The sequence below is a fragment of the Sporosarcina sp. FSL K6-2383 genome (assembly GCF_038618305.1).
Taxonomy (GTDB): Bacteria; Bacillota; Bacilli; order Bacillales_A; family Planococcaceae; genus Sporosarcina.
Genome location: NZ_CP152017.1, coordinates 2,798,332 through 2,822,185, shown reverse-complemented (window position 1 = coordinate 2,822,185; position 23,854 = coordinate 2,798,332). Strand labels below are relative to the sequence as shown.

General features: G+C 40.9%; 31 protein-coding genes and 1 riboswitch. Of the genes, 23 read left to right on the top strand and 8 right to left on the bottom strand.

The genetic code is table 11. The annotated features are described in order from the left end of the window. Window positions 1–105 precede the first annotated feature (105 nt). The 4 genes from MKZ10_RS13920 (at window position 106) to MKZ10_RS13905 (ending at window position 3,258) form a co-directional block, all read left to right on the top strand. Window positions 106–870 carry a FixH family protein gene (locus tag MKZ10_RS13920; RefSeq protein WP_342505540.1) on the top strand — a complete coding sequence of 255 codons (765 nt, stop codon included), beginning with the start codon at window positions 106–108 and terminating at the stop codon, window positions 868–870. 164 nt (window positions 871–1,034) lie between these two features. Next, the gene (locus MKZ10_RS13915; protein WP_342510217.1) at window positions 1,035–1,499 is read left to right on the top strand and encodes an S-ribosylhomocysteine lyase; all 465 of its coding nucleotides are present in this window, start codon (window positions 1,035–1,037) and stop codon (window positions 1,497–1,499) included. A gap of 90 nt (window positions 1,500–1,589) precedes the next feature. After that, the gene (locus MKZ10_RS13910) at window positions 1,590–2,033 is read left to right on the top strand and encodes an OsmC family protein (RefSeq protein WP_342505539.1); all 444 of its coding nucleotides are present in this window, start codon (window positions 1,590–1,592) and stop codon (window positions 2,031–2,033) included. Between the two features lie 121 nt (window positions 2,034–2,154). Continuing rightward, a complete protein-coding gene (locus tag MKZ10_RS13905; protein ID WP_342505538.1) occupies window positions 2,155–3,258 on the top strand; it encodes a DUF2087 domain-containing protein in 1,104 nt (367 codons plus the stop codon). 127 nt (window positions 3,259–3,385) lie between these two features. Here MKZ10_RS13905 and MKZ10_RS13900 read toward each other — a convergent pair whose 3' ends face one another. Further along, window positions 3,386–3,922: a GbsR/MarR family transcriptional regulator gene (locus tag MKZ10_RS13900; RefSeq protein WP_342505537.1), complete on the bottom strand. Its 537-nt coding sequence runs from the start codon at window positions 3,920–3,922 to the stop codon at window positions 3,386–3,388. Between the two features lie 324 nt (window positions 3,923–4,246). Here MKZ10_RS13900 and MKZ10_RS13895 point away from each other — a divergent pair, with 324 nt between their 5' ends. The 12 genes from MKZ10_RS13895 (at window position 4,247) to MKZ10_RS13840 (ending at window position 13,177) form a co-directional block, all read left to right on the top strand. After that, a complete protein-coding gene (locus MKZ10_RS13895) occupies window positions 4,247–5,509 on the top strand; it encodes a glycine betaine/L-proline ABC transporter ATP-binding protein (protein ID WP_342505536.1) in 1,263 nt (420 codons plus the stop codon). Continuing rightward, complete coding sequence (locus tag MKZ10_RS13890; protein ID WP_342505535.1) at window positions 5,502–6,350, top strand: proline/glycine betaine ABC transporter permease; 849 nt, start codon at window positions 5,502–5,504, stop codon at window positions 6,348–6,350. Before MKZ10_RS13895 ends, MKZ10_RS13890 begins: the two co-directional genes overlap by 8 nt. Then, on the top strand, window positions 6,347–7,258 hold the full coding sequence (locus MKZ10_RS13885; protein WP_342505534.1) for a glycine betaine ABC transporter substrate-binding protein: 912 nt from the start codon (window positions 6,347–6,349) through the stop codon (window positions 7,256–7,258). The genes MKZ10_RS13890 and MKZ10_RS13885 overlap by 4 nt, the downstream gene beginning before the upstream one ends. 102 nt (window positions 7,259–7,360) lie before the next feature. Further along, a riboswitch (FMN riboswitch) is annotated at window positions 7,361–7,508 on the top strand. 190 nt (window positions 7,509–7,698) lie between these two features. Beyond that, window positions 7,699–8,136, top strand: coding sequence for a dihydrofolate reductase family protein (locus tag MKZ10_RS13880; RefSeq protein WP_342505533.1), 438 nt, complete (start codon window positions 7,699–7,701; stop codon window positions 8,134–8,136). 246 nt (window positions 8,137–8,382) lie between these two features. Beyond that, window positions 8,383–9,033, top strand: a complete 651-nt coding sequence (ribE, locus tag MKZ10_RS13875) for a riboflavin synthase (RefSeq protein ID WP_342505532.1) — start codon at window positions 8,383–8,385, stop codon at window positions 9,031–9,033. Between the two features lie 13 nt (window positions 9,034–9,046). Beyond that, entirely contained in the window at window positions 9,047–9,685 is a 639-nt protein-coding gene (gene ribB, locus MKZ10_RS13870; protein WP_342505531.1) for a 3,4-dihydroxy-2-butanone-4-phosphate synthase, read from the top strand. Window positions 9,686–9,697: 12 nt separating this feature from the next. Beyond that, window positions 9,698–10,162 (top strand): 6,7-dimethyl-8-ribityllumazine synthase, encoded by a 465-nt coding sequence (gene ribE, locus MKZ10_RS13865; RefSeq protein WP_342510214.1) that lies wholly within the window; start codon window positions 9,698–9,700, stop codon window positions 10,160–10,162. A 229-nt stretch (window positions 10,163–10,391) separates the two neighbouring features. After that, window positions 10,392–10,724 carry an ASCH domain-containing protein gene (locus MKZ10_RS13860; RefSeq protein ID WP_342505530.1) on the top strand — a complete coding sequence of 111 codons (333 nt, stop codon included), beginning with the start codon at window positions 10,392–10,394 and terminating at the stop codon, window positions 10,722–10,724. A 7-nt stretch (window positions 10,725–10,731) separates the two neighbouring features. Beyond that, a complete protein-coding gene (locus tag MKZ10_RS13855) occupies window positions 10,732–11,175 on the top strand; it encodes a hypothetical protein (RefSeq protein ID WP_342505529.1) in 444 nt (147 codons plus the stop codon). Between the two features lie 182 nt (window positions 11,176–11,357). Then, window positions 11,358–11,786, top strand: a complete 429-nt coding sequence (locus MKZ10_RS13850) for a VOC family protein (RefSeq protein ID WP_342505528.1) — start codon at window positions 11,358–11,360, stop codon at window positions 11,784–11,786. Between the two features lie 80 nt (window positions 11,787–11,866). Next, window positions 11,867–12,727 (top strand): GNAT family N-acetyltransferase, encoded by an 861-nt coding sequence (locus MKZ10_RS13845; protein WP_342505527.1) that lies wholly within the window; start codon window positions 11,867–11,869, stop codon window positions 12,725–12,727. A gap of 117 nt (window positions 12,728–12,844) precedes the next feature. Then, the gene (locus MKZ10_RS13840) at window positions 12,845–13,177 is read left to right on the top strand and encodes a hypothetical protein (protein WP_342505526.1); all 333 of its coding nucleotides are present in this window, start codon (window positions 12,845–12,847) and stop codon (window positions 13,175–13,177) included. A 72-nt stretch (window positions 13,178–13,249) separates the two neighbouring features. On the opposite strand, the gene MKZ10_RS13835 is transcribed toward MKZ10_RS13840, so the two are convergent. After that, complete coding sequence (locus MKZ10_RS13835) at window positions 13,250–14,413, bottom strand: pyridoxal phosphate-dependent aminotransferase (RefSeq protein ID WP_342505525.1); 1,164 nt, start codon at window positions 14,411–14,413, stop codon at window positions 13,250–13,252. Window positions 14,414–14,554: 141 nt separating this feature from the next. After that, a complete protein-coding gene (pepF, locus tag MKZ10_RS13830; RefSeq protein ID WP_342505524.1) occupies window positions 14,555–16,369 on the bottom strand; it encodes an oligoendopeptidase F in 1,815 nt (604 codons plus the stop codon). 182 nt (window positions 16,370–16,551) lie between these two features. On the opposite strand from pepF, the gene MKZ10_RS13825 reads away from it, so the two are divergent. Next, a complete protein-coding gene (locus MKZ10_RS13825; RefSeq protein WP_342505523.1) occupies window positions 16,552–17,076 on the top strand; it encodes an AAA family ATPase in 525 nt (174 codons plus the stop codon). 14 nt (window positions 17,077–17,090) lie between these two features. Here MKZ10_RS13825 and MKZ10_RS13820 read toward each other — a convergent pair whose 3' ends face one another. Together MKZ10_RS13820 and MKZ10_RS13815 are read right to left on the bottom strand one after the other, a co-directional pair. Beyond that, entirely contained in the window at window positions 17,091–17,390 is a 300-nt protein-coding gene (locus MKZ10_RS13820) for a hypothetical protein (protein ID WP_342505522.1), read from the bottom strand. Window positions 17,391–17,464: 74 nt separating this feature from the next. Next, window positions 17,465–17,899, bottom strand: coding sequence for a hypothetical protein (locus MKZ10_RS13815; RefSeq protein ID WP_342505521.1), 435 nt, complete (start codon window positions 17,897–17,899; stop codon window positions 17,465–17,467). A gap of 100 nt (window positions 17,900–17,999) precedes the next feature. Between MKZ10_RS13815 and MKZ10_RS13810 the strand changes: the two genes are divergently transcribed. The 6 genes from MKZ10_RS13810 (at window position 18,000) to MKZ10_RS13785 (ending at window position 21,686) form a co-directional block, all read left to right on the top strand. Beyond that, window positions 18,000–18,728, top strand: coding sequence for an AAA family ATPase (locus tag MKZ10_RS13810; protein WP_342505520.1), 729 nt, complete (start codon window positions 18,000–18,002; stop codon window positions 18,726–18,728). Between the two features lie 43 nt (window positions 18,729–18,771). Continuing rightward, the gene (locus tag MKZ10_RS13805; protein WP_342505519.1) at window positions 18,772–19,254 is read left to right on the top strand and encodes a PaaI family thioesterase; all 483 of its coding nucleotides are present in this window, start codon (window positions 18,772–18,774) and stop codon (window positions 19,252–19,254) included. 115 nt (window positions 19,255–19,369) lie between these two features. Then, window positions 19,370–19,609 carry a hypothetical protein gene (locus tag MKZ10_RS13800; protein ID WP_342505518.1) on the top strand — a complete coding sequence of 80 codons (240 nt, stop codon included), beginning with the start codon at window positions 19,370–19,372 and terminating at the stop codon, window positions 19,607–19,609. Window positions 19,610–19,621: 12 nt separating this feature from the next. Further along, the gene (locus tag MKZ10_RS13795; protein ID WP_342505517.1) at window positions 19,622–20,011 is read left to right on the top strand and encodes a DnaJ family domain-containing protein; all 390 of its coding nucleotides are present in this window, start codon (window positions 19,622–19,624) and stop codon (window positions 20,009–20,011) included. A gap of 18 nt (window positions 20,012–20,029) precedes the next feature. Further along, the gene (gene nagZ / locus MKZ10_RS13790; RefSeq protein ID WP_342505516.1) at window positions 20,030–21,298 is read left to right on the top strand and encodes a beta-N-acetylhexosaminidase; all 1,269 of its coding nucleotides are present in this window, start codon (window positions 20,030–20,032) and stop codon (window positions 21,296–21,298) included. An 82-nt stretch (window positions 21,299–21,380) separates the two neighbouring features. Beyond that, entirely contained in the window at window positions 21,381–21,686 is a 306-nt protein-coding gene (locus MKZ10_RS13785; protein WP_342510212.1) for a DUF4870 domain-containing protein, read from the top strand. Window positions 21,687–21,788: 102 nt separating this feature from the next. Here the strand turns inward: MKZ10_RS13785 and MKZ10_RS13780 are convergent, their stop codons facing one another. From MKZ10_RS13780 to MKZ10_RS13770, 3 genes are read right to left on the bottom strand one after another with little or no spacing between them, the layout of a single operon-like run. Beyond that, entirely contained in the window at window positions 21,789–22,469 is a 681-nt protein-coding gene (locus MKZ10_RS13780; protein WP_342510210.1) for a hypothetical protein, read from the bottom strand. Window positions 22,470–22,484: 15 nt separating this feature from the next. Next, a complete protein-coding gene (locus MKZ10_RS13775; protein ID WP_342505515.1) occupies window positions 22,485–23,501 on the bottom strand; it encodes a hypothetical protein in 1,017 nt (338 codons plus the stop codon). Beyond that, on the bottom strand, window positions 23,488–23,835 hold the full coding sequence (locus MKZ10_RS13770; RefSeq protein WP_342505514.1) for a PadR family transcriptional regulator: 348 nt from the start codon (window positions 23,833–23,835) through the stop codon (window positions 23,488–23,490). The genes MKZ10_RS13775 and MKZ10_RS13770 overlap by 14 nt, the downstream gene beginning before the upstream one ends. Window positions 23,836–23,854 lie beyond the last annotated feature (19 nt).

The window sequence follows — 23,854 nt, the reverse complement described above, 5'->3', positions numbered from 1 at the left end:
TCTATGTGAAATGATAAACTTCACATTTACTTCTTACTTTCTGTATATAATGATACTGAATTTATTCAATTAAGTTAAGTAATACAGCGTATGGAGGGAACTTGAATGAAACAAAAATCATGGATATTTATAGTAGGGCTAGTGCTGGCGATGATGGCAGCATGTGGCAATGAGAAACCAAAGGATACTGCTGTTGATGAGGTGCCGCAACCAATTATTGTGGATTTGACGGTGACAGAAGAAGTTGAAGTGAATGGAACTGTGGACATGGCGGCAGTTGTGACACAAGGTGATGAAGCAGTAGAAGATGCAGATGAAGTTCTGTTTGAAATTTGGGAAGAAGGCAAGAAAGAAGACAGTGTGAAGATGGAATCTATCAATGAAAAAGACGGTTTATATACAGCTGAAACAGCTTTCGATCATGACGGCGTATTCCATATTCAAGTACATGTAACGGCAAGAGGTTTGCATACGATGCCGATGAAAAAAGTGATTGTCGGTAGCGGTGCGCAGGATGCGGAAGGGCATGACAGCGAAGAGCATCACGGTGAAGGTCATCATGATGGACACGCAGAAGGATTTTCAATGCATTTCGTTGAGCCAGAGCATGTAAAAGAGGAGGTAGAGACAGATCTCGTTGTTCATCTCCAAATAGATGGAACACCGTTGGAAAAAGCAAGGGTGCGCTATGAAATCTGGAATGAAGAAAATCCTGATAAACATGATTGGATTGACGCTACCGAATCTGAAGCAGGTGAATATGCATATACATATGCATTTACACAAGCGGGAACGTACAGCGTACAAATTCACGTTGAAGATGACAAAGACTTGCACGAGCATGAAGTGTATACAATTATAGTTGAATAACCATGAAGGACCTCCTGGATAGTGAATCAGGAGGTCCTTTATTTTGAATAAAGTAAATTGGCGTTCAAATTAGAATTATGGTATAACTAGACTGTTAAGTAGAGTAATTAAGTCGGGATAGTGGAACTCAAGATTAAACTGACAAACCAATGGGAGGAATGATGATGGTGAAGATGAATGTTGAAAGTTTTAATCTAGATCATACGAAGGTTGCTGCGCCGTTTGTTCGTTTAGCAGGTACAAAACAAGGTAATCATGGTGATGTTGTCTATAAATATGATATTCGTTTTAAACAACCGAACAAAGAGCATATGGAGATGCCTGCTTTGCATTCAATTGAGCATTTAATGGCAGAAAATATCCGTAATCATTCTGACCAAGTAGTCGACTTGAGTCCAATGGGCTGTCAAACCGGTTTTTATTTATCTGTCATCAACCATGATGATTACGAGGATATCTTGATTATTTTAGAAAAGACATTGCAGAATGTTGTTATCGCGACGGAAGTTCCAGCCTGTAATGAAGTACAGTGCGGATGGGCGGCAAGTCATAGCCTAGAAGGTGCACAACAGCTTGCGCAAGAGATGCTTGCGAAAAAGGATGAGTGGCGTCAGGTGTTTTCGAAATAGTACTGAAGAGAAGTCATTCACGACGTTGTGAATGACTTTTGCGTTGTATAATGATAACTATCATACAAACTTTCATTGGAGTGATTTAACATGGCAGAGCACCATTTTCATTTAACAGCAAACTGGCCAGGCTTGCGGAATGATGTAGGAACAATTGAAGCGGGAAATTTAATAACAGAAGTGTCAATCCCACCTGAAATGGATGGCCCAGGGATTGGTACAAACCCTGATGAAATGCTGTTAGGCGCGGCGGCCACTTGTTATATCATTACGCTAGCAGCGATGATGGAACGCAGTAAGCTAGACAAGGAAGCTTTGACGATGGAGTCTGTAGGTGTTGTTGATGTGACGAATGGTGTCATTACCTACAAGAAAATTATCCATAAACCGCTTATTGTGTTGAAATCGGATGCAACAGAAAAAGATGAAGCACTTGCGCAAAGATTAGCTGAAAAAGCAGAAACCTCCTGCATGATTAGTCGAGCTATTAAGGGGAATGTTGCAGTTGAGCTGGAAGTGTTAGTGAGTAAATAACAGTGATAAAAGCCATATCCTACAGGGTACGGTTTTTATTTTTAATCCACATTGATTGATTAGTAGATAAAATGTATAATTGTCTATATAAAATAAGATTTAATCGAAAGGTGTTTGTGGTGTGAATAAAATAGAAGGTTTTTCTGTAGAAGTAATGGAAATGGGGTATATGGAAGAAAATCGTTATTATTGTTGTTTGTTTTGTGATGAAAGGGTTGCAAAAGGGGTTATTTACCCTGTAGGAGAGGTGCTTTTTGAAGACTGGCGCTTTATGGAGCATCATATCGAGGAAGTACATGGTACTATTTTTGAACGTCTGCTCGAAGGTGGGCGGGAGAGCACAGGATTATCTGACCAACAAACGAAACTGCTTTCTTTTATTTATGCTGGGAAGTCAGATAAGGAAATTCAGCAAGAACTACAAATCGGTAGCCTGTCGACCGTTCGCAATCATCGCTTTGCGTTGCGGAAAAAAGAGAAGCAAGCTAGAACGCTTGTCGCTGCTATGAATTTATTGAACCAGCAGCAAAAATTAGTAGTGAGTGAACCGATAAGTCAGAAATTAATCGAGAAATCATTTAAACCGCCTGTAGAATTGGAACGTTATTTTTCCAAGGAAGATGGACGTTTGATATCGTACCAGTTAAAAGAGTACGAAAGAGATCTGCTAGTGGCGCATGTAGCGTTGCTGTTTAGACCTGGAAAGGTGTATGCCGAAAAAGAAGTCAACACAATATTGGTGGATATATTTGAGGATTATATGCTGTTACGGCGAGAGTTAGTTGATCGGGGCTTGTTGACGCGTAATAGTGAGGGCAGTAAGTATCACCTGGGGCCCAATTTAAAAGATGGAGAGGATCGCGAAATGGATTTTAAAAAAGAAATGAAACTGAAGGCGAAAGAAGAGAAACCGAGTTATGGAATTTTTCAAATCAAGAATTTGACCAATGGAAAAGTATTTGTCGGTTCTACACCAAATTTTAAAACGTTGAACGGATTGAAATTTAGTTTAAATAATGGTGTCAGTACGCTGAAGGATCTTCAAGCTGATTGGGATTTTTACGGAAAAGAACAGTTTGAATTTGTAGAATTGGAAGCGGTTGATGAAAAGGATTGGCAAGGGGTCAATAAAAAGAAAATCCTTGAGCAGCTGTTGGATAAATGGCTAGAAAAATTACAGCCATTTGGAGATAACGGCTATAACGGTGTGAAAAAAGAGTCGTGAATAGAAGGTGATATAGTTATCAGGTGGGAACTGTCAGTCTTATCCCGGAAACTGTCAGCGCAAGCTCATTCAACGAATACAAAAAGCCACTCCGTCAGATTTTTTAGTCTGATAGAGTGGCTTTTCATTATGGTTTTTTAATCGGTACGAGATTGAAAATATCATGGTCCTCGAAGGCATCAACTAGTCGATCGAGCCATTCATAGTAATCACGCATATATTGTAATTTTTCAATATCTATATGGGCTAGTTCTTTTACTTCATCACTAACAGATGAGTCCATGACTAATTCTTCTAGCTCTACTAACGATCTTCTAATTGCGACTGAATGCTGGTTAACCGATTTTCTCCATTTAATTGAAAATAAATCAATAAAGCTTTGATACCAATCATCGGTCACCTGATAGAGATCTTTCCGAACTCCTTTTTTCCAAGCCCGTTCAACTAATTTTAAATCGGATAATGCCCGTACAGAAGTGCTCATGCTTGTTTTACTCATTCCAAGTTCTTCCGTCATATCATCTAATGTCAACGGCTCATTATGAAAAAACATAGTGGCAAACTGCCTTCCTGAAGAAGGTGTCAGACCATAAAGATGTATATTTTGTGCGATAGATTCAATAATCCGTTCACGCGTTTTTTCAAGTCTTTCTTTACCGTTCATGCAAGTTTTCCCTCCACTGTCATCGGCATACGTAAGCCAATCCAGTTATTTTAATCTAGCGTATTATATCCTGTCGAAAAAAGCAATTTATAATAATTATTATACAAACAGTTTTTTCCGTACAAACTATTAACTTAGTCTAAACGGTTGAATTTTTATTTTGTTTAGTCTATACTTGTGAGTGTTCTAGAGTTTTAACTTGAATCAGCAAGTGTTTTTGTGTTGCAGGTGAGTCAATAGTTACAAGAAATTTAACTCCCTGCTTATTCAAAATTTGGACGTAATTACGCCAAGGCGTAATGGATAACTGTAAGGAGTGTACGCATGAGTGATCAAATTGCCAGTAAGAAAATCGAAGTGCATAACACGACGAAGATTTTTGGCAAAAATAGTAAACGGGCGGCGCAGCTACTCAATGAAGGAAAGACGAAAAGTGAGATTTTGAAAGCGACTGGGGCTACAGTCGGTGTGAAAAAGGCATCCTTTGATGTTTACGATGGTGAAATATTTGTCATCATGGGCTTGTCAGGTAGTGGAAAATCAACGCTGGTTAGACTGTTGAACAGATTGATTGACCCAACGATGGGGACGATCCTACTAGATGGTGAAGATATCGTTAAGATGAATAAAGAGCAACTTCGTGAAGTAAGACGTAAAAAAATTGGAATGGTTTTTCAAAATTTTGCGCTCTTCCCGCATAAGACAATTCTTGAAAATACGGAATATGGTCTGGAAATTCAAGGCGTGGCGAAAGCGGAACGTCAGGAAAAAGCAAAAGAATCTCTGAAACTTGTTGGCCTTGCTGGTTATGAGGATCAGTATCCAAATCAATTAAGTGGTGGGATGCAGCAACGTGTTGGTCTTGCAAGAGCACTTGCAAACGGTCCAGATATTTTGTTAATGGATGAGGCTTTTAGTGCACTCGATCCACTCATCCGAAAAGATATGCAAGACGAATTATTGCAGCTTCATAATGATATGGGAAAAACAATTATTTTCATTACCCATGATTTAGATGAAGCACTGCGAATTGGAGATCGGATTGCGTTAATGAAAGATGGCGAAATCGTTCAAATTGGGACGCCTGAGGAAATATTAATGAGTCCATCGAATGAATATGTTGAACGTTTCGTTGAGGATGTTGATTTGTCTAAGGTATTGACAGCAGGTCATATTATGATAAAGGCTGACACAGTTCAAATCGACCGTGGTCCTAGGGTTGCGCTACGACTGATGAAACGCCTTGGGATTTCATCCATCTATGTGGTGGATAAAGGGAATCGTCTACTGGGTGCGGTAACGGCGCAGGATGCAGTAGCTGCAACTGAATCAGGAAAAACACTGCAGGAAGTTCTCATTAGCGATCTACCGATGATGTCTGCGGATACATTGCTAATTGATCTATTTGATATCGTTTCAACAGCAACCATACCTGTCGCTGTAGTAAATGAGGATAACAAGTTACAAGGAATTATTATTCGCGGTGCACTGATCGGCGCATTGGCTGGCGACAATCAGTTTATTAATAATGATGGCGTTGCTGATACCATCGAACAAACCGATTCGGAGGTGGAATCAAATGAATAACTTACCTCGTATACCGTTTGCGGATTGGATTGATAATGGGGTCGACTGGCTCGTGACTACATTTGGCACTGTGTTTGATGGTATTGCAGATTTACTTGCGGGGATTGTTGAAGGGTCAGTGGAAGGACTTAGTATGGTGCCATCGATTCTGCTTGCCGTTCTATTCTCCTTGCTCGCGTGGTTAATCTCCACGCGGCGGATTGCTTTGATGTCGCTTATCGGCTTATTGTTCATCGATTATTTAGGCTATTGGTATTCGATGCTACAGATGCTGGCGCTAGTGGTTACTTCCGTTGCGATAGCGATTGTGATTGGAATTCCACTTGGTATTTGGGGTTCGCAGCAAGCACGAGCACGTAAAGTCATTAATCCTGTTTTGGATCTTATGCAGACGATGCCTGCTTTTGTTTACTTGCTACCAGCAATTTTCTTTTTCAATATTGGAGTCGTTCCGGGAGTGGTTGCATCAGTTATATTTTCAATGCCGCCAACCATTCGTTTGACGATGCTCGGTATTGAACAAGTTCCAAAAGATTTGATTGAGGCAACAGAAGCGTTTGGTTCGACAACTTGGCAGCGGTTAGTGAAAACACAAATTCCGTTAGCCAAACCAACGATTATGGCAGGTGTCAATCAAAGTATCATGCTGTCATTATCCATGGTGGTTATTGCTTCTATGGTTGGTGCACCGGGCCTTGGTGAAGAAGTATACCGGGCTGTTACACAATTAAAAACGGGTGTTGGATTTGAAGCAGGTCTCGCCATTGTTATTGTGGCAATTATTTTGGATCGCGTTACACAGCACGCCGGAAAGAAAAAACAAGGGGGAACTACATTATGAAATTGACGAAAAAGGTTTTAGGACTCGGAGCGGTTGCTCTACTGGCAGTAGGACTTGCGGCATGTGGTAACAGTGATGACAAGGCAGGTACAGATTCAGGGACGGAATCAACAAAATCTGTTGGTGAGTCACTAGACTATAAAATTACTGGGATTGACCCAGGTGCAGGTATTATGGAAGCGACTGAAAAAGCAATTGGAGAGTATGGCTTGGATGATTACGACTTAGTAACAGGTTCAGGCGCAGCAATGACGGCAGCTTTGAAAAAAGCCTACGATAAAGAAGAACCAATTGTTGTAACAGGATGGACGCCGCATTGGAAGTTTGCTGAATACGATCTGAAATATCTTGAAGATCCAAAAGGTGTATACGGTGAAGAAGAACAAATTCGTACAATTGGTAGACTTGGACTTGCGGATGATTTACCAGAAGCACATCAGATTTTGTCACAGTTCAACTGGACAGAAGCTGACATGGGTGAAGTGATGATTGCTATTCAAGAAGGTGAAAAAGAAGATGTTGCTGCACAAAATTGGATTGATGCCAATGAAGATAAAGTCGCTGAGTGGACTGCTGGTGTAGATAAAGTAGAAGGCGATAAAATCAAACTAGCTTATGTGGCATGGGATAGCGAAATTGCTAGCCATAATGTGATTAAATTAGTGTTGGAAGCTATGGGATATAATGTAACACTGGTTCAAGTTGAGGCAGGTCCTTTATGGACAGCGGTAGCGGATGGCAGTGCAGATGCATCGCTTGCAGCATGGTTACCATTGACGCATAAAACATATGCTGAAAAATTTGCAGGCAAATTTGAAGAACTTGGTGTTAACATGGAAGGTGTTAAAACTGGGCTAGTTGTGCCACAGTATATGGACATTACATCAATTGAAGATTTGAAGAAATAAGTTAGAAACCTAGCAGAGACTTAGCTCCGTTCAATCGGAACTAGGTCTTTTTTTTTGCTTAAATTGAGGTAGTATGCTAACTTAACATAAATACGTTTTAGAAAAACTCTTCGGGGCAAGGTGAAATTCCTTACCGGCGGTGATCGAGCAATTGCTCGTTAGTCCGTGACCCGTCCTTCCTTGTTGGAAGGCGGTGGAGCTGGTGAAATTCCGGCACCGACAGTTAAAGTCTGGATGGGAGAAGTTGTTTGACTATACGTATGATGCTTATTTAACTTGATTCAGTGGGATCAAGTCCCAATTGAATCAAGTTAAAGCCTCCGGCGGATGTCACAGATTTTCAATGGAACTTTTCGAGCCTGCTCGAAAAAATCTGGACGCAATTACGCCGAGGCGCAATTGATCTCTGCCCTTTCATAACAGTGAAAGGAGGAATGCTGATGGACCATAGATATTGTATGGGAATTACTCTTGGACTGGCGCACAGTGCAATAGGACAGAATTCACCGAATCCTTCCGCCAACGGAACAGGAATCGGGCTTCTTAAAGTTGCCGAAATTGAAGTTGCCACCGGCATTTTACAGGAAGAGGCAGAGCAGATGAATCGAGCATTTTTTCACCTTATTAATTACTACGGGAAGCCGTATGTCACCTTGAAAGCCGCCGCAACTCTCGACGGTTGTCTTTCAACGCAGACTGGGGACAGCAAATGGATTACTTCGGATGCAGCTAGAACCGATGTCCATCACCTCCGCCATACCCATGATGCTATTTTGGTCGGCATACAAACCGTACTTCATGATAACCCTTTCCTCACCACCCGTTTGCCCCATGGTGGAAAGAATCCAATTCGAATTATTTTTAGACCGGCATCCTAGGACGCCAACAACAGCAAATATCGTCACTGACGGTGCTGTAGCAACAATTATTTTTTACCCGTTTTAACTTGATTCAGCAGAAGTTCTCCGCTTCTATAAGAGTCGGAAACTGATTAGCAATGATGCTTCTTTATTCATGGACAATACACGGAACCGGGTGACGAATCACTCCGTTTTTTAGATGTGCCACAAATCGGGGATGATTTTCGATTGCATGCCAGGTTCGTGAAGGAGGATTGACAGTAATTGTTTACTGGAATTATTGAAGAAATCGGAACAGTTTCAGCGGTAAGGCCAGCGACGAATTCATTGCAACTATCGATCCGTTGTAGCAAAGTGCTAAGCGATGTTAAAAAAGGAGATAGTATTGCGGTGAACGGTGTTTGTTTGACGGTCTCACACTTCTCAAGCAACCAATTTACAGCGGATGTCATGCCGGAAACAGTTAAGGCGACAACACTCCAAGCGTTGCGTGCGGGAAGTCCCGTCAATCTAGAAAGAGCGATGGCGGCGGATGGTCGTTTCGGTGGTCATCTCGTCAGTGGACATGTTGATGGCACAGGCGAAATTATTTTGATTAGACAGAAAGAAAATGCTGTGTATGTAGAAATCAGTGTAGAGGCTAACCTGTTAAAGTATTTTATCCCAAAAGGTTCTGTAACAGTGGATGGAACTTCACTGACTGTCTTTGGTGTGACCGATAAAGGATTTATCATCTCACTCATTCCGGTCACGCAAGATGATTCAATCATAAGCAGAAAACGAAACGGGGATCGAGTGAACGTTGAATGTGACATGCTCGCAAAATATATTGAACGGCTAATGACTACAAACAAAGAGAATTCAGCAGGTGGTTTAACAATGGATACACTCATCACCAGTGGATTCCTCGGTTAAGGGAGGACAACAGATGTATACTACTGTTGAAATAGCAGTCGAAGAACTGAAAAAAGGGAAAGCAATTATCGTCGTTGATGACGAGGACAGGGAAAATGAAGGGGACTTTGTTGCCCTCGGAGAATTTGCTACACCTGAAATGATTAACTTTATGGCAACGGAAGGCCGTGGACTTATCTGCGTGCCGATAGATGAGAAGAAATCACGACAGCTCGAACTTGGGCTCATGACAGAAAATAATAGTGATGTGCACGGAACTGCATTTACCATCAGCATTGATCACTCGGAATGTCACACCGGAATCTCCGCGTTTGAACGTTCAGAGACTGTATTGAAAATGCTTGGAAGTGATGCTGGCCCAACAGATTTTAGAAGACCGGGACATATTTTTCCATTGATTGCAAAAGAGGGTGGAGTCCTGAAACGGGCAGGCCATACAGAGGCTGCTATTGACTTGGCTAGGCTGGCTGGAGCAGAACCAGTCGGTGTTATTTGTGAAATTATGAATGTCGATGGAACGATGGCAAGAGGTCCGCAGTTGAAAGAGATAGCGGAACGATTGAATCTTGTTATTTTGACGATACAGGAACTGATTGCCTATTGCAGAGAAAATGAAAAACGTATCAAGCATGTCGCTGATATTGAATTTTAAGGGGGATTTATGATGGGAACAATTTACGAAGGACATTTAGTTGGAACAGGATTGAAAATCGGAATCGTCGTTGCGAGATTTAATGAATTTATTACGGGAAAACTGTTAGATGGCGCGGAAGATGCATTGCGCCGTCACGGTGTTGCTGAAAGTGATACGGCGGTTGCTTGGGTGCCGGGTGCTTATGAAATTCCGCTTGTGGCAAAAAAAATGGCTGCTTCGGGGAAATACGATGCTGTCATTACGCTTGGTACGGTGATTCGTGGCGCAACACCACATTTCGATTTTGTGTGTAATGAAGTGGCAAAAGGCGTCGCCGCCATTAATATGCAAGAAGGAGTTCCCGTTATTTTCGGTGTCTTAACGACAGATACAATTGAGCAAGCAATTGAACGTGCTGGGACGAAAGCTGGCAATAAAGGCTGGGATGCGGGTACAGTTGCCATAGAAATGGCGAATTTATTGAAACAAATATAAAAAGTTGGATAGGCTCAGTTGAAATTTAATGGACTGAGCCTTCCTTTTGCCCTTCACAGAAATCGGAAGCTGGTGAGAGTGAACTTTATGTGGGTTAAATGTGAACGATAAGTGTCTGGGAATGTTTTTTTATTATAATGAAGTGATTTCATCCTCTGAATTGTCGCAAAAACAAACGGAAATCGTTATGATAAAGATAGAAGTAATTATAGTATAAGGAGCGATTTAAATGACTGATTTTCCTGAAAAAACATGCTCGATTGAACGACTTGTCACAATCCCTGAAGATGTTCAAAAAGTATTGAACGGCAAAAAAACGGCTACGCGCCGTAATGGTGTTTACGCATATCCTGGAGAAATTATGGTGCTGGATGGCAAAGAGTTTAAAGTGGATGCACTTTATTCACAAACACTTGGTGAAATGACGGACGAACACGCACAGCAAGAGGGCTACACGAACATGGAGGAGTACAAACAAGCGATTTTGTCTATGCATGCAAAAATGCCATGGATTCCGAAGATGAGCGTGTGGGTACATGAATTTAGCCCGATAGCGAAGTAATCGTGAGATGAAATCGGAAATCTACGGAATAATTGTTTTTCTCCATGTGCTGAGTGCAGTTCTGTCCATTGGTCCGTTAACAATTTTGATGCCGGTTATCAAGCGTCTACATGGTGTTGAAGCTGGCATAGAACAAGCATATTTATCCGTAATTAAGGTTGTCATTCGAATCGTTATGCATGCAGGGCATGTCCTTGTAGTTAGTGGTGTCTTGCTACTGATTTTTGGACCTTATCCATGGACTACATCATGGGTGATCCTAACGCTTGCTGTTTTACTTTTATCAGGTGTTTTCTTATCAAAAGGCTTTACAATTGTATTGCGTCGGTTTCATAATCCTGATGCCGATAAAACTGATATTCTCAAAAGGTTGATGACCACGTCATGGGTTTATCTTGGCCTAATGCTCCTCATGTTATGGTTGATGGTACAAAAGCCGATGTTTTGGTGAATGAGTACCTGTGATACATAGTTAGAGATGTGCATCTTTGCGGATGCATGTCTTTTTATATTCTATTTCGTCCTTGTATGTTTTATTGTCCTCATTTTGGGGAACAATTCTGTGTGGTCTATTTAGATTTTACTATTTTAATGATAAAATAGGCTTAGTATGAAAAAAGAAGGAGTGGAAAAATGGCTATTGATGTGTATTTTAATTTTAATGGAAATTGTCGTGAAGCAGTAGGGTTTTATGCAGAGGTTTTTGAAACAGAAGCACCCAAAATTATGACGTTCGGAGAAGGGCCACCCAATCCAGAGTATCCTCTTCCAGAAGAAGCGAAGAATTTAGTGATGCACACACGGCTTAACATTAGCGGTAGTAATGTGATGTTTTCCGATACTTTTCCAGGATCACCTTTCACCCTAGGAAATAACATTACGCTTGCAGTCGTCAGTAAAGATGAGAATGAAATTAAATCTGTGTTCAGTAAACTGAAAGAAGGCGGCAAGGTAAACTTGGAGCTACAAGAAACATTTTTCAGCAAATGCTATGGCCAAATAACGGACAAGTTCGGTATTGAGTGGCAATTAAGCCTAGACAGTGGCGAAACATTCGGGTAATTTAAAGGATATGGTACCTTTCTATTTTTGAGGAAGGTGCATATCCTTTTTTAAATAGCATTTTAGCGAGGGGGATGGCAATGGAATTTAGACAGTATGCCGATGTGCATGACTTTGCGTTACAAGCAGAGCCGATTTTGACAGAAAAAGAAGATGTCTACAGCCTGTTTTTCGGTGTGTTACAAGCCATCAAAGCTGGTCGTTATGACAATCCTTTTATGGCGACGATAGAAGAGGATGGGAAAGTGTTGGCATTAATGCAAATGACACCACCACATCCACTAAATCTCATTATTGTGGATGAAAAGCGAATAGAAGGAATCGTAGATGTATTAATAAAAAAACTGGTGGAATTTAGGATTGAAATGAGTTCTGTCATTAGCCTGAAGGCATGGGCATACCGTTTTGCAGAGAAATGGGAAGTAAAAACAGGAACAGTTCATAAATTGTTGATGGATCAAGGATTGTATCGGCTAGATAAAGTAAATAAAGCTTTGCAACAAAGTCCTGGAAAATGGCGTCTTGCGGATGAGAGGGATTCTCCGCTGATTGAGGGATGGTTTACGATATTTGAGGAGGATACTGGGCTACCAATTACATCTTTAGAAGAGGTGAAAAAACGTGTGTCCTTGTTTATTAGTGAACAAGAAGTGTTTTTGTGGGAGCATGATGGAAAAGTCGTGTCAATGATGAAAAAAGCGCGTCCTACCGAGCATGGTGTCACGGTATCTTTCGTGTTCACACCGCATGAGGAGCGTAAAAAAGGCTATGCTCGGTCGATGGTGGCAGCTTGCTCAACTGAACTGCTAAGAAACTATAATTTTTGTGTATTGTATACAGATTTAATGAATCCAACGTCGAATAAAATCTATCGGGAAATTGGATATAATCGTATTGCTGATTCTGTGCAGCTAGGATTTGTAATGCCCGTATCTCATTAATCAAAATCACTCATCAACTAGATACTCATCTGGAAGGACCTCTACTATCATCAATCACATATAATAGCTTGAAAGCTGAAATAATCATTCGACAAATTGGGTAGAGGGGCGATGGTTTTGCGACGAAATTATCCAATCATAAACGATAAAATAATGTCTAATGATGACTCTTTAAATAGGGGCGCGAAAATTTCGTTATTAGGGTCAGCCATTTCGACATTAGGTGATGCTTTACAAACGATTGGTGGAGCGATTTCAATAGAAGAAGGCCTGATTTCTGATGCACAGCAGCAACAAGAACTCGACAAGCTTCAAAAGCAAATTGATGAATTGAAAAAAGAGAAGTCAAATAATAATACGACGAGTCCGGATGTTGAAATGCTTGGAAAATTACTAGAGAGACTTGTAGATCGACTGGACAGAGACGAGGATGAAGGAATGAGCAGTTAGTTTTACGATGTATGCTAGTGCCTGTGTGTAAATAAAGAACTGCCGGACTCGATACAGTCCGTCAGTTCTTAATCATGAAAATAAATCTAGTTTTTCAATACGAGCAACAGCTTCTCTCAATCGATCTTCCGTTTCCAATAATCCGACGCGTACATAGCCTTCTCCATAAGTCCCAAAGGCGCGACCTGGTGAAACGGCTACATCGGCTTTATTGAGCAGGACATTTGTGAAAGATTCACTTGTATAGCCCGTAGGAACGGGCAACCATGCGAAGAATGATGCGGTCGGCGCGATGACGTTCCAGCCAATTCGGTTGCACTCTGCAATTAAAACATTACGCCGACTTTCATACAGAGCGACGAGCTCATCGACACAGTCTTGACTACTTGTTAATGCAACAGCGGCGGCACGTTGAATGGCTGGAAAGATGTCGATGAATAAATAATCTTGCAAGGTGCCAATGGCTTGAATCATATCGGCATTGCCAACAGCAAAACCGACGCGCCAGCCGGCCATATTATACGTTTTTGACATGGTGTACATTTCAATTCCAACCTCTTTAGCACCTGTTGCCTGTAGGAAGCTGATAGGTTTTTGACCGTCGAAACCGATACCGCCGTATGCAAAGTCGTGCATAATAGCGATGTCATTCGCTTTTGCTAAAGCAACTGTTTCCTCGAAAAATGGAATTGTTGCAGTAGCACTCGTAGGGTTGTTTGGATAGTTTAAATACATTAACTTGGCTTTCTTTTGTTCGTCAGATAATGTGCTGTAATCTGGTAAAAAATTATTTTCCACCAGCAATGGAATTGTATCGTAGTTGATATTTGCTAAGCTGACACTAGACAAATAATCTGGATAGCCTGGGTCCGGTAGTAATAGCAATTCTCCTTCATTCATAAGGGCAAGAGGCAACCCGACTAATCCGGGCTTTGTGCCAAATAGGACAGCAACCTCGGTTTTTGGGTCAATATTGACATTGTACTCACGTTTGTAAAAGTCAGCAGCAGCCTCCTTGAATTCCGCGATTCCTCTGAATGGCGAGTATCCATGCGTTGCGGGGTCTTCAACAGCCTCCTGCAATGCTTTGACAATATGAGGCGGTGTTGGTTGGTCGGGATTGCCTCGACCTAAGTTAATCACATCTCGCCCTTGAGCGAGTGCTTGTTCAACATTTCGAACGAGAGAAGAAAAGAAGTGTGGCGGTAAATTTTTTAATCGATTTGACAGTGTCATAGATTAACCTCTTTCTCTTAAGTAGTCCCTATTTATACGTTAGTATACATGAATTATTCCATTAGTAGTACTAGTCTGTCATTTTGTTTGTGCGAAAAAAAGTGACCCCAATCAAGGAGTCACTTTACAATGTGAGGAAAATTAGTTGCTTGCTTCGATTTCTTCTGTCAACACAACTAATTGATCAATCAGCTCACCAATATAAGCGATTGTGTCACGTAACGGTTGCTCGGTTGTAATGTCGACGCCAGCCATTTTGGCAAGGTCGGCAGGTGATTTTGTACCACCAGCCTTCAACACTTCCAACCATTCATCGACGGCTGACTGACCTTCTGCTAAGACACGTTTAGATACTTGTGTGGAAATCGTCAGTCCAGCACTGTATGTGTATGGATACAAGCCCATGTAGTAGTGTGGCTGGCGCATCCATGTCAATTCAGCACCCTCTGTAATGTCAACGTCATCTCCCCAGAATTCCTCTAAAACGCCACGTTTCAAGTTATTCAACACGCCTGCATTGACACTACCACCTGCATCGATACGCTCATAGACTTTACGCTGATAAGCGGCTTCTAGCAAATGTGTTACAAAGTTATGGTAGTACGTGCGTGCCACGATAGAAGAAATAACCCAACGTTTAAACTTCGGATCATCCGAGTTTTTCAACAGATGATTGGCAACCAACATTTCATTCATCGTTGAAGGTGCCTCAATGAAGTATAAAGATGGACGCGCATTGAAAATATTTTGCTCGCGATTGGCATTATAGAAATGTCCAGCATGCCCAAGCTCATGTGCTAGGACGAAGACGTCTTCCATGCTACCTGTCCATGAAATGAGGATATACGGGTGATTGCCGTAAGGGCTTGAACAGAAAGCGCCTGTGGATTTGCCTTTATTTTGAGCAAAATCTATCCAACGTTCGTCGTAAGAACGTTGCACCATGTTCAAATAATCATCACCCATAATCGCAAGTGCATCGTCAATATACTTTTTCGATTCCTCCACTGTAATTGTCGGTTCGTATGTTGGATCAAGTGGAATTTTTAAGTCAGCGAACGTCATTTTATCCAAGCCATGTACTTTTTGAAGTAATTTTGCATACTTGCGCATATGCGGTGCAAGCTCTGTCGTGATCAAATCGATTTGGCGGTCATACATGGGTTTATCGACTTCTTGATTGAACAATAAATAATCGAAAATCGTGTTGTAGCCGCGTACATCAGATGTTGTTTTTTCAATTTGCAGATGCATATCGTACGTTTTTGCTGTTGTATGCTGATAATCCTTCAGTTTAGTAGAGAAGGATTCAAATGCTGCACGACGCTTGGCGGTATTTGCTTCAGACTCCCAGTCACCTTCGAATGATACATAGCTTAGCGGATACTTTTGACCGTCTGCTTCAAAATCATCGAATGACATGTCGACCATTTTTGTTGTGTTATACAAGCCATATGGTCCACTGAATGTTGAAGAAAATGCGGCAAGTGTTTTCTCGACTTCAGGATGTAGCTGATAGTCTTTTTGGCGAATTAATTTTTCTAAGTAATTCTGGTAATCAGCAGATTGTTGCATCGCTTCTTTCAAAGTTTCAACAGGCAATTCAGTCAGTTCGCTGTCGACAAAAGACAGTTTACTATTGATTTTTGCAGCAATCGAACCGAATTTACTTGAACGCATTTGTGCAGTATCATCCGTTTGGTCTGTACTGGATGATAGGCTTGTATACGTGCCGATAGGAACCATTTTTTCGTAAAGTGCCGCATAGCCTTTTAATGCTTCAATGGCTGTTGTTGGATTAGATATGTTGCCAGTGAATTTCCCAGCAAACACATCCACGGCAGTTTCAAGCTCTGCGATGGCTGCATTGTAGTCTTCCTCAGTTTTGAAAAGATCCTGCAAATTCCACGTTTCTTCTAGTTTTACTTCCGAACGCAGTGGTAAACTTTTAACCAAATCTCATCTCTCCCTTTTATTACGGATTTCGAACTAATTAATAGTATATCGTAGAGTAGATGAAAAGTAAAAATGAATCAATTCATTATGAATATTACGATAGTGGGTGTTATATTTATATTATCTGCGGACTGTGAGCCCTTAAACAATAATTAAAAGAAAGTATTGGGGATGTGTGTTTTATGTTTTTTTTACAAATGTCTGGGTTCCCTGGCTCTGGAAAGTCGACGCTTGCTAGAATAGTAGCAAAATTGACGGGTGCAATTATCATCGATCATGATATAGTCAAATCGACTTTATTAACATCTTTAGAAGCGAATTGTATCGACACGAATGCTACTGGTAAAATAGCGTACGATATCGAGTGGTCATTAATTGATTTTCATTTATCCGAAGGTCATAGCGTTATACTGGATAGTCCTTGCTTCTATTCAGAAATGGTTGAAAAGGGCACTAAGCTCTCTGAGAAACACCGTGCTAAGTATAAATATGTTGAATGTTATTTAAATGACGTTGAAGAGATCCGGAAAAGACTGAAGAATCGTACACGTATGATTAGTCAAATTCAGCAAGTTTCCTCCGAAGAAGCGTTTGTAGAATGGGTGAAAAATAGTAAAAGACCTCCAGATATCGAATGTTTCACAGTCGATTCTGGGAGGCCTTTAGATAGTTACGTAGATGAGGTAATGTCCTATATTGGTGAATGAAAGTTATAAGTGCCTTATTTTCGAGTGAGCCGTTCTATCTCGTCTGCTACGATAAAAGCCAGGTCTTCATTGCTGAAAAGCTGGAGCACATCGAGCATTGTTTCGTTATCGATGTTGATGTCATCTTCGGCATCTGCTTGTTCGATGATGTTCTTCATGGCGGCATTTTCCTGTTGGTTTGGATAGGCACGTTTGTACAACTCGTGGGGGTCCAACTGATGATTGGTACACCATTGGACGAACAAACGAATCATGAGTTGTTCGTCTTCTTGATATTTTTGAATGACTTGTTCTTCGATATTTTTAAAATCCATAGTAATGGGCTCCTTTTTACACGCTTTTGACTAGTATATAGCATGGAGCCCAAAATGAAGGAAGTCAAATCTGTTTAGTAATAAAAAAAATGAACAAGCCACTCTGTATCAAGTGGACCATCGACAATTTCAAAGTAAAGTAAAGAGTTTTGGATGATTAGATTTTCATTGACTAGAATGCTTAAGGTATTTCCATCTTCATCTTGTAATTGAATAGTGAAATGGCGAGTTTCATCATTCGTATTTATTTCTTCGGGCTTTAATTTCCGGATATGGTAATCTTGAAGGAAGTCCAGTAAGCTGTTAATTTCGGAATGCTCATCGACATGCCATGTTTCACTGGTGTTTCCCGAAGTGGATGGTTTTGTGAAGAGTGCTGTGGTGAATGATGGATTCATGGTATTAAGAAGGTCTGTGAACTGTTTTTCGTTGTAGTCGTTGAACGACCGTATCATCGTATAGCAACCGCCAATGAGAATGGCAATGAGTAGGAATGCTCTCATTTTCATATTGAATACCCCCTGCATTTCGTTTCTGTAGTATACGCAGACGACGGCGGTTAGTATCGTACTTGCGACCATAAAGGTGTAAGATTGGAGGGATGAACAATTGGTTTTAAGAAGAATAACGCTTCTTCAGGAGGAGAATTCAGTGAAAGAAGAATATCCTTTCTCGATTCCTTCTATTCAATCCATGACGGAATTGGATTTAACAAAGAGAGTGACCTTTTTTGTAGGGGAAAATGGTTCTGGTAAGTCGACCTTGCTGGAGGGCATAGCAGATTTATGTGGGTTTAATCCAGCAGGTGGGGGCAGAAATAATACGTACGAAGTCGATGCATCAGAAAGTGCATTGAGTGAACATCTACGATTGTCATGGATGCCGAAAGTAACGAATGGCTTCTTTTTACGAGCCGAATCGTTTTATCACTTTGCTTCTCACGTCGATGATATGGCGAGACAACCCTATGGCTCTTATCAGGCTTACGGTGGAAAATCACTACATGAGCAATCACATGGTGAATCATTTTTGTCGTTATTTCTCAATCGTTTTCAGGGGAAAGCCATTTACTTACTCGACGAGCCTGAGGCCGCTCTATCCCCTCAACGACAATTGTCCTTTTTACGCGTCATGCATGATCTTGTCCGAGAGGAAGATTGTCAATTCATCATCGCGACACACTCACCGATTATTTTAGGCTATCCAGATGCGACGATTTTGAGTTTTGATGATGGAGTTATAAAAGAAACTGATTATGAATCAACAGAACACTATCAGATTACGAAATATTTTCTGGATCACCGAGAAAAGTTTTTGAAAGATATTTTGAACGATTAAAAGACTGTTATAATTGCTTTAAGAGAATGGGGAGGATGTGACAATGGTGAAAGAAGTCATACATGCGATTCAAGACGAATACCCAGATGATTTTGCTTGGTGCTTTGGCTGTGGACGACTAAATGAAGACGGCTATCATTTTCGGACAGGCTGGCAAGGTGAAGAAACGGTGACGTATTACGAGCCGTCATCGAAGCATATTGCCATTCCAGGATTCGTCTATGGTGGGTTGATTGCTTCACTTGTGGATTGTCATGGAACGGGTTCGTGTGCTTTAGCACTTCATCGGAAAAATGGGCATGAACCAGGTGGTGGGGAAGAACCGCCACGATTTGTGACGGCCTCGCTGAATGTGAATTATATGAAGCCTACGCCGCATGGAGCTTTGTTGAAGGCAGTTGGTAAAGTGGAGGAAATTCATCCGAAGAAATTTAAAGTGTTTGTGGAAGTATTCGCAGATGACGCACTTTGTGCAACTGGTGAAGTCGTTGGCGTTGTGATGCCTGCAACATTTGCGAGTAAATAATAAAACTGTGTAAAAAGTCGATTGCATGTGCAGTCGACTTTTTTACTGAAATCCTATGACGGACAATTGTAATAATGTACAATTGAATAAACTATGTAAGCAAGGGGAGATAACCATGTTGACTTCAGTACTAATCGTCGGAATGGTCATGGCTGTTCCGATTACCGCAATTATTACAGATCATAATCGTAGAGTTGTGAAACTGAAAGCAGAATTTATTCGTGATGAAATTGAATTGGAAAAATTGAAACAGCAAAACTTCATTGTAGAGACTGAGAAAATGAAACTAGAGTTGGAAAGGATGAAGTTGGATTATTCCACTGAGCAAAAGCATATTTTAGAACTGAAAAAATAAGGGGTGATAGTGATGAAGGACGATCATTTCGTTCCACCGTACAACGACCTTATGGGGGATATTCTAAAAAAGCACGAGGCAGAGGGCGGCATGGACAACTTAAAGGGACAAGGAAAGCCGCTTTCGCAAGAGTATTTTTCGGGTGATACCTTTCAGCATTTTCAACGAATTGCTAAAGATGCAGGATATAAGCCACAGTGGTTGAAGCTACAGCATGATATTCGTGATGAAGTGGTTGCGATTGCAGAGGGTTACGCAGATAATCCGACAGCAGATTGGAACAATCAAATCGACGAGTTAAATAGCAAGATATTTGTATACAATCAATCATGTCCATCCCCAATGCAGAAAGGGTCTGTATCGCTTGCGACAATTCAATCTGCAATTGAACGGTGGAAATAATAGTAAGGGGGCGTGAGGATGAATCGACAAGGGTCACTCATTTTGGGGATTATCTGTTGTCTATTGATATTATCCGGATGCTTACAATCAGTACCGCAAGACAACAATCAAGATGACAGTGAAACAATTCCACCTATGATAGAAACTCCTGAAAAAGAGCCAGTTATCATTGGGCCACCAGAAATTATTGTCTCACCGATAGATGAGATGATTGACCAAATGACATTGGCAGAAAAGGTTGGACAGCTCCTTGTAATAGGGGTGGAAGGGACATCATTTTCGGATGAGATGGACAATCTAATTCGCAATTATCATGTCGGTGGCGTTATTGTCATGGGTAAAAATGTATCGACAGCGGCGGAAATGTTGCAGTTAATTAATAACATAAAACAAACTAATGAGCCGAATAAAATCCCTTTATTCATGTCTGTGGATGAAGAAGGGGGCAGGGTTTCACGGCTACCGGCAGGGATCTCTAAACTACCTGAAGCAGCAAAAATGGGTAAGCAAAATGATAAAACAATTAGTTATCGCGCAGGTAACTATGTAGCTGAAGTTCTTCATGAATTCGGCTACAATATGAATTTTGCACCTGTGCTAGATATCAATAATAACCCGAAGAACCCAGTGATTGGAGATCGCTCACTAGGGGCAGACCCTGAATTAGTTGGAAGGCTAGGGGTTGCGACGATGCATGGCATGATGGATAATGGCATTATTTCAGTTGTGAAACATTTTCCGGGACATGGAGATACGGTTGTAGATTCACATAAGGCATTGCCGAAGGTGGAAGTGACACTGGAAAGGCTACGAAATGTGGAGCTCGTCCCTTTTCAACAAGCCATTGATAAAGGCGCAGATGCCGTTATGGTTGCCCATATTTTATTTCCAGCACTAGATCCGGATTATCCATCGTCTATGTCCGAGGCAATTATCACGGACTTGCTCCGTGACGACATGCAATTTGACGGTATCGTTATAACGGATGATTTAACAATGGGCGCCATCGCGAATGACTATACGGTTCCGGAGGCAGCTGTTCAATCCTTCATTTCAGGAAGTGATTTGTTGCTCATTGTGAACGGCTACGATAATCAAATCAATACAGTCAATGCACTTGTAGCAGCTATTGAAGCTGGAGAAATTACGGAAGAACGGTTGAATGAAAGTGTTAAACGAATTTTGACGCTCAAAGAAAAATACGATGTAGCAGATGATGTCAACGAGTCCGTTGATGCGAAAAAATTGAATGACCTGTATCAAGAATTAATCAGCCGTTTGAAATAAATGAAACTTCCTTTTGTTTCATCCGTATAGTAAGGTACAAGAAAGTGGGGAGGTTTTTATTATGGAAAGTAAGAGTTATTCTATGGAAAATAAAGGGTTAAAAGTGTTGGTACATGCGAGTGCTTTCTTTATGCCTTTTTTAGTGCCATTTATTATGTATCTAGTTGTTGAGGATGCTGAAGTGAAAAGGTTATCCATTCAAGCTATTTTGTTTCAACTCGTGATGGGAGTATTGATAACTATTTCAGTTGTGTTAAGTTTCATCCTCATCGGAATACCATTCTTGATTGTGTTTGGTTTGATGACGATTATTATTCCGATTATCGGTATCGTGAAATCGCTTAGTGGCGAAACATATAATTATCCGATTGTGGGTAGATGGATTTAAGGTATTTTAGAAGTATAAAAAAACGAGATTCCGTTATGGAATCTCGTTTTTACGTGGTTCAGCTTTTAGATATAAAGTTATATTAAGCCACTGCTCGTTTGACTATGGAGCACTCTTCTCAGCCTTCAGTTGGCGAACAATGGTAGCTACCAAAGGAGTCAGTGGATTCATAATAATTTTGGATGTCTCGAATTCAACTTGCCGCGCTGCATCGACCATTGAAAGCTGTGCCACGGAAATAGGAGTCATATCGTCTTGAATTATATGTGTTAATGATTTGACGATTTCTTGATCATATTCTTCTTTTCGCCCTTGCATGATCAAGTCAAACGTATCATCAATTACAACAACCTCAATATCCAATGATTTATGGAGGCGATTTGCATGATGGTGAAGCCGTTCCATTGTGCCTCCTATAGTGGCGGGATTGGTAAAGAGAATTTTCTGAGGTTGCTGTCTATGACAGATGACATCAAAGTAAGGCTCGTCAATTTTTATAATCGGTACTGTTATCGACAGGTGTTCTTCTCGTAAAAGGGTAACATAGTTTGTGCAGGTAATCAGGATAGCATCCACATTCGCTTGGGCAATCCATTCAAGTTGTTCTTTAACTTTATGTTGAGCATCGGATTCCTTGAAATTTGGATCGGAAATGACTCGATGCATGAGTGCTGGGTCAACAAAGTGGACGCATTCAATATCAAATGGAGCAAGTGCCTGTTCGATATAGTCTATATTTGAATAATGGGCGTGTAAGCATCCTAATCTCTTGCTCAAAGCTATTCCTCCTTTACGCTGTTATTTTATCTTTGCTTTACGAAAACCTGTATAGCAGTCTATTAAACTTGTCACAATGACAGAAGCCACAATGATTCCGTAGATCCAGCTAAGCGTTGAAGACAAATTATCTTGTGAGTTGTCTAGTAGCTGGGAGAAGTAAGTGACGAATTCAGGATTTACTAAATTGGGATTGCTGACGATGATGATGAATCCAATGACGCCGACTATTTGGACGACTGTATTAGTTATCGCAAGTTTGAACGTCCATTGACGTAGCTTAGCTTTGTAGGCAAGTAACAGTAGCTCCAGTACGATGAGCAATGATATAAGTGGCCAATAGGAGAGGAGAATATCATGCTGGAAAACAGGCGTGACAAATTCTAACCCGCTTTGACCTTCTCTTGATTCATAAATGCCAATGAGATGTGTAGCCCTGAAATAAACAACAGCCCAAATGACTGTCCAGAGGAGCCCAGCACCAATTTCACTTGTTTTAATGGCCTTTTTCAACGGAATGTTAGGAATATTATCCAAATCATCCGGTTTCCAAGGAGTACCTGATAGTGTTAAAGGAACATGAATGTTTGGTGAAATGGTACGTTCTAAGATGATAAAAACAAGGGTTACCCAGAAGAAGCTTTGAATGGCGGCTTCAAGCACGATCCATATTGCTTCACCAATAAAACTCGTGATGGTTAGCAAGGATAGCGTGTCACCATTTGAAAGTGACGCGACTTTTTCAATGATAAATAGCGATAAAACAACGATGGATACAATGGTCAGTGTCAATTTTAGTATTGAAATGTAGATGTCATAAAATTTAGGTCCTATAAGATGCATCGGCCGGTCTCGATATTGGGCGGCAAGTGTTGCGGGATTGCCGAGCTTCTCAAGTGCTTGCTTTACATTGTCCTCCGTATAATCATCTGGAAGCATGTCTTCAATTGTCGAACGCAATTCCAATGCGATATCATTGCGCATTTTTTCGGGCAATCTACGCGTCACCTCTCGTACATAGACCTCAATCAGTTCCATTTGTTTCAGCTCCTTTTAACACGATTGTCAGTTCCCTCGTCATTTTTTCCCATTCTGCTTGTAACTGCTCAAAAACCTCAATGCCTACATCGCTTATCAAGTAATATTTTCGCGGTCTACTTTCCGTCGTATCCCAGCTACTTGATAATAGTTCTTGTTTTTCAAGACGTCGTAGTAAGGGATATAACGTGCTTTGGTCAATTTCTATTCCGGATTTCTCAAGAAGCTGAACGAGTGAATAACCGTATTGTGGTGTTTTTAGCTGACTGAGTACAGCTAATGTCAATGTTCCTCTTCGCAATTCTGTCGTTAAGGAATTCAATAGATCACTCATTGGATCACCTCACTCTTTA